The organism is Cryobacterium lyxosi (assembly GCF_004403345.1).
Lineage (GTDB): Bacteria > Actinomycetota > Actinomycetes > Actinomycetales > Microbacteriaceae > Cryobacterium > Cryobacterium lyxosi.
Genome location: NZ_SOGT01000006.1, coordinates 185,789 through 198,511 on the forward strand (window position 1 = coordinate 185,789; position 12,723 = coordinate 198,511).

At 65.9% G+C, this 12,723-nt stretch carries 10 protein-coding genes; 4 read left to right on the top strand and 6 right to left on the bottom strand.

Translation table 11 applies throughout. From position 1 onward, the window contains the following. Window positions 1-13: 13 nt before the first annotated feature. Genes E3T27_RS05770 through E3T27_RS05795 form a run of 6 tightly spaced genes read right to left on the bottom strand, consistent with a single transcriptional unit; the run spans window position 14 to window position 7,804 of the window. Window positions 14-1,045 (bottom strand): phosphotransferase, encoded by a 1,032-nt coding sequence (locus E3T27_RS05770; protein WP_134571880.1) that lies wholly within the window; start codon window positions 1,043-1,045, stop codon window positions 14-16. Then, window positions 1,042-2,307 carry an aminoglycoside phosphotransferase family protein gene (locus tag E3T27_RS05775; protein WP_134571881.1) on the bottom strand — a complete coding sequence of 422 codons (1,266 nt, stop codon included), beginning with the start codon at window positions 2,305-2,307 and terminating at the stop codon, window positions 1,042-1,044. The genes E3T27_RS05770 and E3T27_RS05775 overlap by 4 nt, the downstream gene beginning before the upstream one ends. Further along, complete coding sequence (locus E3T27_RS05780; RefSeq protein WP_134571882.1) at window positions 2,304-4,112, bottom strand: ABC transporter ATP-binding protein; 1,809 nt, start codon at window positions 4,110-4,112, stop codon at window positions 2,304-2,306. The genes E3T27_RS05775 and E3T27_RS05780 overlap by 4 nt, the downstream gene beginning before the upstream one ends. Beyond that, the gene (locus E3T27_RS05785; RefSeq protein WP_134571883.1) at window positions 4,109-5,350 is read right to left on the bottom strand and encodes a glycosyltransferase family 4 protein; all 1,242 of its coding nucleotides are present in this window, start codon (window positions 5,348-5,350) and stop codon (window positions 4,109-4,111) included. Before E3T27_RS05785 ends, E3T27_RS05780 begins: the two co-directional genes overlap by 4 nt. Continuing rightward, on the bottom strand, window positions 5,350-6,627 hold the full coding sequence (locus E3T27_RS05790) for a glycosyltransferase family 4 protein (RefSeq protein ID WP_134571884.1): 1,278 nt from the start codon (window positions 6,625-6,627) through the stop codon (window positions 5,350-5,352). The genes E3T27_RS05785 and E3T27_RS05790 overlap by 1 nt, the downstream gene beginning before the upstream one ends. Continuing rightward, window positions 6,617-7,804 carry a glycosyltransferase family protein gene (locus E3T27_RS05795; RefSeq protein WP_104197589.1) on the bottom strand — a complete coding sequence of 396 codons (1,188 nt, stop codon included), beginning with the start codon at window positions 7,802-7,804 and terminating at the stop codon, window positions 6,617-6,619. Before E3T27_RS05795 ends, E3T27_RS05790 begins: the two co-directional genes overlap by 11 nt. Before the next feature lie 320 nt (window positions 7,805-8,124). Here E3T27_RS05795 and E3T27_RS05800 point away from each other — a divergent pair, with 320 nt between their 5' ends. The 4 genes from E3T27_RS05800 to E3T27_RS05815 all read left to right on the top strand — a co-directional run bounded on the left by E3T27_RS05800 (window position 8,125) and on the right by E3T27_RS05815 (window position 12,720). Then, window positions 8,125-9,531 (top strand): MFS transporter, encoded by a 1,407-nt coding sequence (locus E3T27_RS05800; RefSeq protein WP_134571885.1) that lies wholly within the window; start codon window positions 8,125-8,127, stop codon window positions 9,529-9,531. A 172-nt stretch (window positions 9,532-9,703) separates the two neighbouring features. Further along, a complete protein-coding gene (locus tag E3T27_RS05805) occupies window positions 9,704-10,537 on the top strand; it encodes a 3-hydroxybutyrate dehydrogenase (protein WP_134571886.1) in 834 nt (277 codons plus the stop codon). 96 nt (window positions 10,538-10,633) lie between these two features. Beyond that, on the top strand, window positions 10,634-11,866 hold the full coding sequence (locus E3T27_RS05810) for a TadA family conjugal transfer-associated ATPase (protein WP_134571887.1): 1,233 nt from the start codon (window positions 10,634-10,636) through the stop codon (window positions 11,864-11,866). Beyond that, window positions 11,863-12,720, top strand: a complete 858-nt coding sequence (locus tag E3T27_RS05815; protein ID WP_134571888.1) for a type II secretion system F family protein — start codon at window positions 11,863-11,865, stop codon at window positions 12,718-12,720. Before E3T27_RS05810 ends, E3T27_RS05815 begins: the two co-directional genes overlap by 4 nt. The last annotated feature ends 3 nt before the right edge of the window (window positions 12,721-12,723 follow it).

Below are 12,723 nucleotides of genomic sequence, written 5' to 3' on the forward strand. Positions count from 1 at the left end.
CATAGGCTCCCGGCTACCGGCAGATCTCGGCGCGCAGCACCGCGGCGAGGGCGGCCCATCGGGGTCGGAAGGCGTAGAGGCAGCCCAGACGAAACCGAGCCGCAGCTTCGTATGCGTTCACGCGTTCGGGGGCGACGTGAAGCTCGTCGGCGACCGAATCGATCAAGTCCGCGGCGTGCGTGCGACGTGCGGAGCTGAGAAGCCCCTGGCGCTCGCGAAGCGCCAGGTGCGCGCGCAAATTGCCGAGGTCGAGAGCGGGCTCCGCATTCGCCGCGGTGTCGAAGTCGATCAGACCGCTACCGTGCGAGGAATCCCACAGAATCTGCTTGTCGTGCAGGTCTCGATGGGCTGGGCGCACTGCGTCGGCTGTTCCAGCGACCAGCCCGGCGGCAACTCGATCTGCGACCTGCACGAGGCGAGACGACGCGGCTGACGGGTTGAAACTGGTCAGTTTCGCCGCCCACGACCGTACGATGGCCGCTTCGGCGAACGCATCGTGCACGGGAAGTGACGGATCTGCTGGCGCGGAGCCGATCGAATCGACCCACGCGCTGCGCCAGGCAAACCAGGCGCGAATCCACTCGAGGCCAGCGGCCGGATCCGCTCCGAGATCATGCAGTGAGCGCCCGGGAACAGTGGTGCAGGTGACGACATCTCTCGTCACCGCCACGATGCGCGGCCGTAGGAAAGCGGATGCCAGCCCCTCGACGTTTTGCATTGCCGCCACTGCGGCGACCGCGCGACCCGGCCGAAAGACCTTCGCGTAATTCGAGCCATCTGCAGAACGCACGACGGCGCGACGGCCGGGACGGTGCACCACAATCCAACCCGATCGGGCGGTAGCGGCGAGGTCGGGGAGCTGGTCGTCGTGCCCGAAGCGGCCGAGGACGGCGCCGCTTGACGGTGTCCAACGGCCACCGCGTACCTGACCGTCGTGTCCGGCCCGCGCCTCGAAGGTCGCTCCGCTACGACGATCAGGCCAGGCACGTTCAATCTGCCAAGTGGTTCCGTCGTCGTCGGCGCTGGGGGGCAGCGAAAGCATCATGATTCCAGCACCTGTTCGGCGGCGGTGAGAATGCGTTCGACGTCACCGACCCAGTCTGGGGCCCGGTACCGGAACGGATCGATGGCGCGGCTGAGCAGCGAGTGAGCCAGCCAGTCGTTGATCGCATCCGGGCGCAGTTCGCCGCCCGCCCCGACATAGCCGTCAAACAGGGCCACGGCGAGGTCCGGGCTCCTGAGGATGATGGCGGCCGCGGCGAACGAACCGAGGTCGCGTTCCGGATCCGACCAGCCGACCCGATCGAAATCGATCAGGCGGATCTCGCCGGGTCTGACGAGCACCTGATCGGGCGAGAAGTCGCCGTGGGTGAGAACTGGATCGCTGGGCCGGTCCGATGCGGCACGGCGATCGTTGATGGCCTGGGCCAGTCGGTGCGCGCGTTGGGCGAATTCGGGCAGGACGACCGCAATGGCTCCCGCCGCACGCGCGGATTCGGATTCGGCCAACGTCGGGTCGGCGTTGCGGGCACCGATCGCAAACTGGCCGCGTGCCAGGCGGAGGGAATGCAGCGCTGCCAGCGCCTGCCCGGCCGCGCCCGCCGCATCCGTGCTTTGGACGGCGGCGAGGTCACCGGTACCCCACCACTGACCGGCGACGACATCACGCAGGCCTCCGGGGTGCCATAACCGAACGACCGGGATCCCCTCGGAAGTCAGGTGATCGAGAAATTCGACCTGACGGAATTGTTGGTCGACACTTGCGCGGTGGGTGCGCGGCGTGACTTTGACGACGAGATCGGTCGCCCCCAACGTGCGCAGGAGCAACCGCCGGTGCGGGTTGTGTCGGAGCAGGGTCGATGTTTCGGTCAGTTGAGGGCATGCCTGGTCGAGCCGGGCGAGAGTGCCGGTGAGCCTGCGGTCAGCTGATGCCGTGCCGTGCACGGTTCCCCGGATGCCCTCCACTCGCGCGGCAGTGGCGTTGCCGCGTCGCGCGTTCAGCAGACTCTTACTCACCTTGCTGTCGTCGACATAGCTGGCGAGCCAGCCGTGGTCACCCCACCGGTCGTGCGGTTCGGCGAAACGGTCGCTGGAGTAGGTGATCACCACGCTTGATGCCGGCTTGTAGCGGATGCGGGTGACGTGTGCTGGGCGGTTGAGTGCAGTGGACAGCTCCTCGTCGTCGTTGAAAACCAGTCGGAGCGCCGCCACGCGGGGATCCCGAGAGATCAGATCCTGCTCAGCGGCGTGAGACCTCGCCGTGACGCGGCCGTTCGGCGGCGGGCTGGTGCCGGCCGCGATCGTCATGACCGGATCCGAACGGTCGTCTCCTGCTCGGCCAGCCAGTTTGACAGCCGACTGCCGGGTGACTTGAGAAGTTCTGCCGGGGACCCATCTTCAACGATCCGACCGTCTTCAAGCCACAGCACCCGGTCCGCGCGATGCACGGCGTGGGAAGCGTGGGTGATCGTAATGACCGTTCGACCCCGAGTAAGGGTTTCCATCGAGGCTTCGACGACGCTGCGACCGCTGGGGTCGAGACCGGTCGTTGCCTCGTCGAGGATGACGATGGGGGCATCGCGCAGGACTGCACGAGCGATGGCGATGCGTTGGCGTTGGCCGCCTGACAAGGTGTTGCCCCGACCGCCGAGTATCGTCTCAAAGCCACTCGGCAGGGCGGTAATGAATTCTTCGGCATTCGCAATCCGGGCCGCATCCTCGACGTCGGCGTCGGTCGCATCCAGGCGACCGTAGCGGATGTTCTCCCGCACGGTCGTGGCGAACAGCACGGAGTCCTGCAGCAGGATCGACACCTGCCCGCGTAGGCTGCGCAGCGTCACGTCCCGTACGTCGGTGCCGTCAATGCGCACGCTGCCGGAAGACGGGTCGACCATGCGCAGGATCAGACCGACCAGGGTGGATTTGCCCGAGCCGGACGGACCGAGCAGGCACACGTTCTGCCCTGCCGGAATCTCGAGCGACAGCCCGGCGAACAACGGCCGGCCGTAGCCGTCCGGGGCGTGCACATCATGGAACGTCAACCGCCCCATGCTGCGGTCGAGTGGCCGAGCGGTCGGCGAATCGAATACCTCGATGGGTTCGTCGAGGAGTTCGGCGATGCGTTCGCCCGAGGCGGTGGCCCGCGCGATGCGCCCGGTGTACTTGGCCAGGTCGCGCAGCGGTTTCATGGCGATCTTGAGATACATCATGAACATGACCAGTTCGCCGAGAGTCATCTGCCCGTCGATGACGCGCCATCCGCCTCCGGCGAGCACGAGCGCGGTCGCGACTCCGACGATGATGTCGGTTCGGCGTTCGAGCCCGGCAGCCAGACGGCGACTTTTGATCCCCTCGCGCAGCGCGGTCTCATTGCCGCTGCGGAAGGCTCCGGAGACGGTGTGCTCTAGACCGTATGCCTGCACCACCCGGATAGCATCGAGCGTTTCGGCCGCGGTATTAGCGAGTGATCCTTCGCCCTTCCTGGTGGTGCGGGAAGCGGAGGTGATGGCACGTGAACTGCGTCGCGACGACAACAGGTACGCTACGGCCGCGCCCACAACGACGAGGGCGAGGAGCGGATCCAACACAAGCATGACGATCGCGAGGACGAAGAATGTCAGCACGTTGCCGAAAAGCGGAAGCCCGGCCGTGACGGCGACTTCCTGCAACCGGCCGATGTCTCCGACCAGGCGTTGCACCGTATCACCGGACCTGGCGGCGGCGTGGTAGCGCAGGGAGAGTACCTGAACGTGGGTGAACACCCGCGTCCGCAGGTCGGTCGCAACACGAGACCCGACGAGGGCGAACGCCACCGTGCTCAGATAGCTGCACGCGGCGCGCCCTGCCGTCAGTGCGACCAGAAGTGCTCCGCAGGCGAGCAGCAGCCCAATGGTCGCCTGCGGCGTATTTGAGCCGGGCGGAAGGGTGGCGCCGAGACTGGCCGTGACCGAATCGATCACGAATTTCACCGGCCACGGTTCGAGAACGCACAGCGCGACCTCGAGCAGCAGCGCGATGAGGCCGCCGGTGACCAGTTTCCAGTGCCGTCCGATATGGGGGCGGACGATGTGCAGGCTTTGGCGCAGGGCACTGGGCTCGCGTGAGCGCGTCATCGTCGGCCGCCGATCAGCAGCGCGGGTTGCGGCGCGAACGAGTCGGCGGCCCCGGCCTTCAGCTGCGCCTGGTCGGCCGCGCTGAGCTGGTCGAGGATCCGGCCCACTACAGTCCGCCAGTCATGCCGCTCGACGGCGAGTGCGCGTGCGGCGCGGCCTAGTCGCACTCGCAGGGCACGATCTTCGTTCACCCGGCCGAGTGCATCCGCGAGGGCTACCTCATCGCCGGGCGGTACGAGCAGCCCGGTGCAGTCGTCGACGATGACGGTGGGAATCTGGCCCACCGCCGAAGCGACCACGGGGAGTCCCGCGGAGAGGTACTCGTAGAGTTTGAGGGGGGAGAAGTACTGATCCTGGCCGGCCGGATACGGTGCGGCGGCCACGTCGAAGCCGGCCAGCAGCTCGGGCACCCGTTCCGGCGCCACGGCCCCGGTGAACTCCACGTCGAGTGGGTAATTCGAAGCCAACTGGCGCAGCGCCGCCCGTTCTGGCCCATCGCCCACGATGCGCAGGCGCCAGGGCGGTTCGGCGGCGAGCCGACCGGAATTCGCGCGTGCGGCAGATTCAGCCCGGGCGGTGGCGCGGATCAGTACATCGACGCCGTGCCACGGTTTCAAGGTGCCGATGAAGCCGACGGTGAACCCGGTCGTCACCGACGAGTGCGCGGGGGGCACGATACGCCGGGTGTTCACGCCATTCGCAACGACCGTGATACGACGAGGTGATGTCGTGAAGGGCCGGACCCAGGCGGCGACAGGCTCGGAGACGCACACGACCACGGTTGCGGCCGTCACCACCCGCGTGGTGTCGGCACGGGCGCCGGCCTCGTCGACGAGGGTACGATGCGTGCGCTGTTCATCGATGAGCGGGGCGTTGACCTCGAGGATCACGGGAGACCCCGTGGCGCGGGCGATGACGGCCGAGGCTGTGCTGAACAAGGAGTAGCGCTCGTAGACGAGGTCGCATCCGTCTTCGATCGCGGCGTCGGCAAGGCTCTGTGCGGCGCTGGCGATGGCGCGTTCCCGTTCGGCTGGTGACTCGGTGGCCGCTACCGTACGCTCGACGACGGGGAGGTCGTGCAGGTCAGCCGGTACGTCGCTGCCACGCCGGGTGCAGTACACGGTCACGGGCATATCGCGTTCCCGGAAGGCGCGCACCACTTCCTGCACGTGCACCGAGGAGCCCTTCGTGCCGAAGACGGGAACACCGGGGTCGACACACAGATAGGCGACGCGCATCAGGCCACCGCCATCGGTTCGAGTGACGCCGGTTGATTCGCCGGGTGGCTCGCATCGGAGTCGGTGTGGGCACACAACTCGCCCAGTACTCGGGCCTGACGGGCAGAATCGAACGATTCCTCGACCACCCGGCGGGCGTTTCGGGCGAGCCGACCGAGGTTCGCGGCGGGATCAGCGGCTCCGCGCATGGCAGCCACCAGGTCGTCAAGGCTGCCGGAGCGGCACAGGATTCCGGTCTCTCCCGCGCGGACGATCTCGGGGATACCCGTCACATCCGTTGAAATGCAGGGAACGCCGAGGGCCATCGCCTCGAGGATGGAGGTGGGGAGCCCGTCGGCGTTGCCATCGCTACCGACGATGCAGGGCGCTACGAACAGGTCAGCGGCGGCCAGCCGCAGGGCCACCTCGGTCTGCGACACCGGGCCGAGCAGCCGCACGGTACCGAACAGTCCGAGACGATGGATCTGTTCGCTCAAAGCCCCGGTCAGTTCGCCCCCGCCCACGATGTCCACGGTCAGCGCGACACCGCTATGGTGCAGTGCGTGCGCCGCATCGACCAGCAGGCTGAAGCCCTTTTTCTCGACCAGGCGACCAACAGCGACCACCGCGAGGGGCCCACTGGGTGGTCGGTGCTCGGTGAATGGAAAACGGGCGAGTTCCAGTCCGTTGTAGACCCGGTGCAGTCTCAAGGTCTCGGCCGGGAACCGGCGACGCAGATAATCGAAGTTGTACTCGCTCACCGTTACGGCATGATGGGCCCCGGCCAGTTTCACAGCCAGGTCCGCCGGGTCCACTGACTCGTGGAAGAGGTCTTTGGCGTGAGCCGTGAATGAGTACGGCACCCCCGTGAGCAGCGACGCCAGGCGGGCCACCGTTGTGGCGACCGAAGCGAAGTGGGCGTGCAGATGGGTGATGCCGTATTCCCTGACGGCGCGGGCCAGGCTGACCGCCTGCACCGCGTCGTCGACATCGGCCAGCAGCAGCTCGTCGAGACAGGCGGACATTGCCGATCCGACGCCGGTCTTGGCCGTGGACTGGAATTCCGCCCAGAGCAGCGAGGTTTTCCACGGCCGGTCGATGTAGACGACCGGCGCGGCCACGCGGGCCAGTTCCGCATGAAAGCGAGAATCGACCGGCGGCCGCAGGGAGAAGATGACCAGATTTTCACCGGCGGCTTCGCGGGCGAGGATTTCGGACACGACGAACGTCTCCGAGAGCCGGGGATACATTTTGAGCACGTAGCCGATTCGAGGGGATCCGGAATGGTCAGACAGCATGTTGCACCTCCGCGGGTTCGCGAACCCGCTGTTTGGAATTGAGTAGTGCCGCCGCGAGTACGGCGACTGTCTCCAGGCCGTCGAGGTTCACTGTGCTGCGCGGAACGACCCGGCCGACGTTCGCTGCGAACCAGGCCGATAGGAAGGCCGGAGTCGCGGTGTCTGCCGTCACGGTCTCGACGAGTCCGCGGCGGGCCAGTGCTGCGGCGCGAATCGACTGCTCCTGCCGTCGGGCCTCGCGCGGTACGACCAGGGTGGGCGCAGCGGTCGTCATCGCTTCGCTGATCGAGTTGTACCCGCCCATGCACACGACGGCAGCTGCCCGGCGGAGCAAGGCGAGGGCATCTGGAACCGAGCGCAGGATGCTCGTGCCCTCGCGTGCCACGGACATGATCTCGGCATGATGGGCGTCGGGCATCTGAGGGCCCGTCACGACCAAATGTCGGTACCCGGGTGGCGCGATCGCACGGGCCGCAGCCGAGGCGAGACGATGACCGTCGGAACCGCCGCCAACGGTGGTGAGTATGAAGGGTTCGCTGTCGCTCGTTGCGTGCCCGATCGGCCGTCCGTTGGCGAGGTAGCCGGTATGCACCGCGAGGTTGAGTAGCGAGGACGGGATTTCCCCAGTCTCGAATGCATTGTGCACGCGCGGGTCGCCGTACACCCAGAGCGCGTCGAACAACCGCCGGATGGCGGTGGCGCCGCCGATAGCCCGCCACTCGGCGAGGGCCACAGAGGGACGGTCGAGCACCTCACGAAGACCAAGCACGATGGCGCACTCGGGCCGGGTTGCGCGCAGGCTCACCAGGGCACTTTCGAGTTCTCGGCGAGCGCCGAGTGCGTGCCGATCAACGATCAACAGGTCAGGGGCGAACTCGCGCAGGGCGACGCGCAGAATGCCTGCGCGAATCGACGTCATCGTGTCGATTCCCAGTGTGAGATGACGCGGGCGGTAGCCGTCGACACCGGTGGTGATGCCGGGCAGCACCAACCAGTCCCAACCGGCGGGAGTGGGGAAGGACGTTGCGGCACTCTGTCCGGTGACCAGAAGTCCGCTCACCGGTTCGTGGATGATGGACGGAAGGTACAACGACAGTGCGTGCGCGATGGCGAGGTTCCGCCGTACGTGTCCCAGTCCGATCGAATCGTGCGAGTACAAAACAATCCTGGTGACCATGGCGTTCCTCCCGGGTGTCGACCCTCGTGGTCGTGAGATCAGAGTCCGGCCTGCGCGTGAGGTACGGATGAGTAAACAGTGAGTGAATTCTTAGGAAACGCATATGAACTGGCCGTGCAGCGCCTGAGCAAATTCGGGACGGGCACCCCGCCGAGCCATGATCTGCGATTATGCACATCGGCTCTGTCTTTTTGGTTCTTGTCACCCGCCCGTTGTGCGTGAATACTCAAACACGTCGTACTTTTGTGAAGGCGACCGATTCCTTACCGCACGCCGCTGCGGCCAAGTACGTGTCATCGACGACACAAAGGAGACAGACAATGAGTGTCAATCAACGCGTGGGGGCTGCCGGTTCCGGTCGGGCCGCTCGCCCAGCTGGCAGCGAAACCGAAAAATCCGGCCTCAAGAAGATCGTCGCCGCCTCTATGGTCGGAACGGTCGTGGAGTGGTACGAGTTCTTTTTATACGCCACCGCCGCGAGCCTGGTCTTTGGTACGGTCTTCTTTCCGAACGCCGGCAGCGAACTCGACGGCATCATCGCCGCCTTCCTCACCTATGCCGTGGGATTCATCGCCCGGCCGCTCGGTGGCATCGTGTTCGGCCAGATCGGCGACAAACTCGGGCGCAAGCACACCCTGCAGGTGACGATCATCATGGTGGGTGCCGCCACCTTCCTCATGGGTTGTCTGCCCGGCTTCGACACCATCGGCTACTGGGCACCCGCCCTGCTCGTGGCCCTCCGCTTCATTCAGGGGTTCGCTGTCGGTGGCGAATGGGGCGGCGCCGTTCTGCTCGTCGCCGAGCACAGCCCGAACCAGTCCCGTGGCTTCTGGTCGAGCTGGCCGCAGGCCGCCGTACCGATGGGCAACCTGCTCGCCACTGTGGTGTTGCTCACCATGACGTGGCTCCTTTCGCCCGAGCAGTTCCTCAGCTGGGGCTGGCGTGTGGCCTTCTGGCTCTCCGCGATCATCGTCGTGATCGGCTACTACATTCGCACCCACGTCAGTGAAGCTCCGATCTTTCTCGAGGCCCGCGCGCAGGTCGAAGCCGAGAAGGCCGTCAACTACGGTGTGCTCGAGGTCGTACGCAAGTACCCCAAGGGAATCCTCGGAGCCATGGGCCTGCGGTTCGCCGAAAACATCTTGTACTACATCATCGTGAGCTTCACGATCGTCTACCTGAAGACCGTGCACGAATACGACACCGGCCAGTTGCTGATCGCCCTGCTCATCGCGCACGTCGTACACTTCATCGTCATTCCCCAGGTTGGTCGTCTCTCCGACCGAGTGGGCCGCAAGCCCGTCTATCTGGCCGGCGCCGTGCTCGGTGCTTCCTGGGCGTTCTTCGCTTTCCCCCTGTTCGACACCCTCAACCCGGTGCTGATCATTCTGGCCGTCACTGTCGGGCTCTGCTTCCACGCCCTCATGTATGCGGGCCAGCCCGCCATCATGAGCGAAATGTTCCCGACCCGGATGCGCTACTCCGGGGTGTCCCTCGGTTACCAGGTCACCTCGATTCTGGCCGGCTCGATGGCGCCGATCATTGCCTCCGCGCTTTTGCAGCAATACAACAGCTGGGTTCCGGTCGCGATCTACATCATGATCGCCTGCGCCATCACGGTGGTCGCCGTGGTCACGCTCAAGGAAACCGCGGGAGCGTCGTTGCGCGAGGTCGACGCTGTCGACGCCCGCAAACACGGGCTCGAGCCGGTCACCATCGGCAACTGACCCGGCCCGAGCAATTGGGTTGGCAAACGACTGGGTCAGGAAGTAACTGGGTCAGGAAGTAACTGGGTCAGGAAGTAACTGGGTCAGGGAGGCGACGCACCGGTGGTGCCTCACCTCCCGAAGACCTGCCCATGCCGTGATCGTGCAGTGATCGCGCAACCAAAGGAACATCATGACTGATCTCACCGACGCTGACATCGACGCCGATGCCGACCGCGTCAGCGCCGCTCCCGATCGCACCAGTGCGCAGCCCCTCGCCGGGCGTCGCGCTCTCGTCACGGGTGGTGCGAGCGGCATCGGCGCCGCCGTCGTTCGGGCGCTCGCTGCCCGCGGCGCGCACGTCGTCGTCGCCGACATCGACACCGCCGGTGCCACCGCCCTGGCCGAGGAGGTCGGCGGGTCAATCTGGATCGTCAACCTCATGGATACCGCAGCCCTCACCGATGCTGCGCTCGCGTCCGCGCTCGCGGGGGTCGACATCCTGGTCAACAATGCTGGCATTCAACGCATCAACCCGATCCAGGACTTCAAGCCGGCCGACTTCCATAACATCCTCACCCTCATGCTGGAGGCGCCGTTCCTGCTGATACGAGCTGTGCTGCCTCAGATGTATGCGGCGAACTTCGGGCGCATCATCAATGTGTCGTCGGTGCACGGTATTCGCGCTTCGCCGTACAAGAGCGCCTATGTGGCGGCCAAGCACGGGCTCGAAGGCCTGTCCAAGGTGACCGCGCTCGAGGGCGGAGCGCACGGAGTCACGAGCAATTGCGTTGCTCCCGGCTATGTGCGCACGCCGCTGGTCGAGAAACAGATCACCGATCAGGCACTCGTGCACGGCATTCCGGCGTCCGAGGTGCTCAGCACGATCATGCTCACCGAGAGCGCGATCAAGCGGCTGGTGGAACCGGCCGAGGTCGGCTCGCTCGTGGCCTGGCTCGCCTCCGATGACGCCGCCATGGTCACCGGGGCGAGCTACACGATGGACGGCGGCTGGTCGGCCCGCTAAAGCGGGGTCGATCATTTTTTTGCTGTTCAGAGGAGAAAAAAACAAGCCCTGTGGAGAATCTGCACGAAGAAGTGCAAAAGAGGCCATCATGCGGGGATGACCGAAGCCGTTCGTATCATCACAGACCAGGTGCGCCAGCGAGTGCGCCGCGAGGGCGTTGACCTCGCGGCCAACAACGCGTTGGTGGAGCAGTACGTGCGCGATGAACTGCGCCGCTACAGCGAGCGGGCGCTCGGCGGGCTCGCACCGATGATCGCCGATGAGCACCAAGCCACTCGCGAGGTCGTGGCCGCGCTCACCGGGTTCGGTGTGCTGCAGCCGTTTCTCGACGATCCGGAGATCGAGGAAATCTGGATCAACGGCCCGGCCCGAGTGTTCGTAGCCCGAGACGGCGTACCCGAACTGACCTCACTGTTGCTCGGCGAGCAAGACGTGCGTGACCTGGTCGAGCGGATGCTGCAGGCGTCCGGTCGCCGCGTCGACCTCTCGTCGCCGTTCGTCGATGCCTCGCTGCCCGACGGTTCACGGCTGCACGTGGTGATTCCAGACATTACGCGCAAGCACTGGGCGGTGAACATTCGCAAGTTCACCCGCCGCATCCGCGATCTCAACCAGTTGGTCGGCCTCGGCGCGCTCACCCAGCAGGCAGCCGATTTTCTTCGGATCTGCGTGCTGGGCGGGCAGAATATTCTGGTCTCCGGCGCCACCCAGACCGGCAAAACCACAATGCTCAACGCCCTGCTCTCCTCGACCCGGCCGGGCGAACGCATCGTGACCGTGGAGGAGACCTTTGAACTCGACCTGTCGGCCCGTGATGTCGTCGCGATGCAGTGCCGGCAACCGAGTCTGGAGGGAACCGGGGAGATCACCCTGCGCCGGCTGATCAAGGAGTCGCTGCGGATGCGGCCCGACCGGCTCGTGGTGGGCGAGGTACGCGAGGCGGAAAGTCTCGACCTGCTCATCGCCCTGAACAGCGGGCTGCCCGGAATGTGCTCGATTCACGCCAACAGCGCCAGGGACGCGCTGGCGAAACTCTCAACCCTGCCGCTGCTGGCCGGCCGTAACATCGACTCCTCGTTCGTGCTGCCCACCGTTGCGGGCTGCATCGACATCGTGGTGCACTGCGAGATCGATCGCCACGGCCGCAGGCGGGTCACCGAGATCATCGCCCCGAGCGGCCAGTTAGCCGGCGCAACCATCGAGGCGAGCCCTCTCTTCCTTTCTCTGCATGGCCACCTGGAGCCGACCGGTTCGCATCCCACCAAGCTCGCCAAATTTCGCGCAGCGGGCGTCGACCCGGCGCAGGTATTGCGGCAGGGGGCCGCATGATTCTCGTACTGGGGTGCCTGCTCGGGAGCGGTCTCGTATTGGTTTTCGCACCGTTACTGTGGCCGGCTGGGTCCACGCCCCAGCGGGCCCAAGTGGGCGAGCGGATGCGGGTGCGCCTGGTTCAAAGCGGGCTGCGGTCCGTTCCGGTGCCGGTATTCCTGACGCTGTCGGTGATCGTGGGTGTGGCATCCGCTGCCCTGGTGCACGGAATCTTCGGGGTGCTCGCGCTCAGTGCTGTCGCCGGTCTGGCCGGGCTGCTGCTGCCCTGGTCGATCGTGTCGTGGCGGGCGGCGGCCAGGCGCCGGGCCAATCGCACGGTGTGGCCTGACGTCGTCGACCATCTGGTGTCGGCACTCCGTTCCGGGCTGGCGTTGCCAGACAGCGTGAGCAGCCTCGCTCAGGCCGGTCCGGTTGCGACCCGCATCGCCTTCGTCCAATTCGAGCGTGAATATCGCGCCACCGGCAATTTCAGCTACTGCGTTGACGAGCTCAAACGTTCCCTCGCCGACCCGGTTGCCGACCGCATTCTCGAGACGCTGCGGATGGCTCGCGAAGTCGGTGGCAGCGACCTCACGGTCGTACTGCGCAGCCTCTCCGCGTGGCTGCGCCAGGATGCCGCGGTGCGGCTCGAGGTGGAAGCCCGCCAGTCGTGGGTCGTGAACGCCGCCCGACTGGGCGTTGCGGCACCGTGGATCATTCTTATTCTGCTCGCCTCCCGGCCCGAAGCGGCCATTGCCTACAATTCACCCGCGGGAATCGTCGTGATCGCGAGCGGCCTCGCCCTATCGGTCATCGCGTATCGAGTGATGATCGCTCTCGGTCGACTTCCGGAGGAACGCCGATGGTTCTCGTAGTCA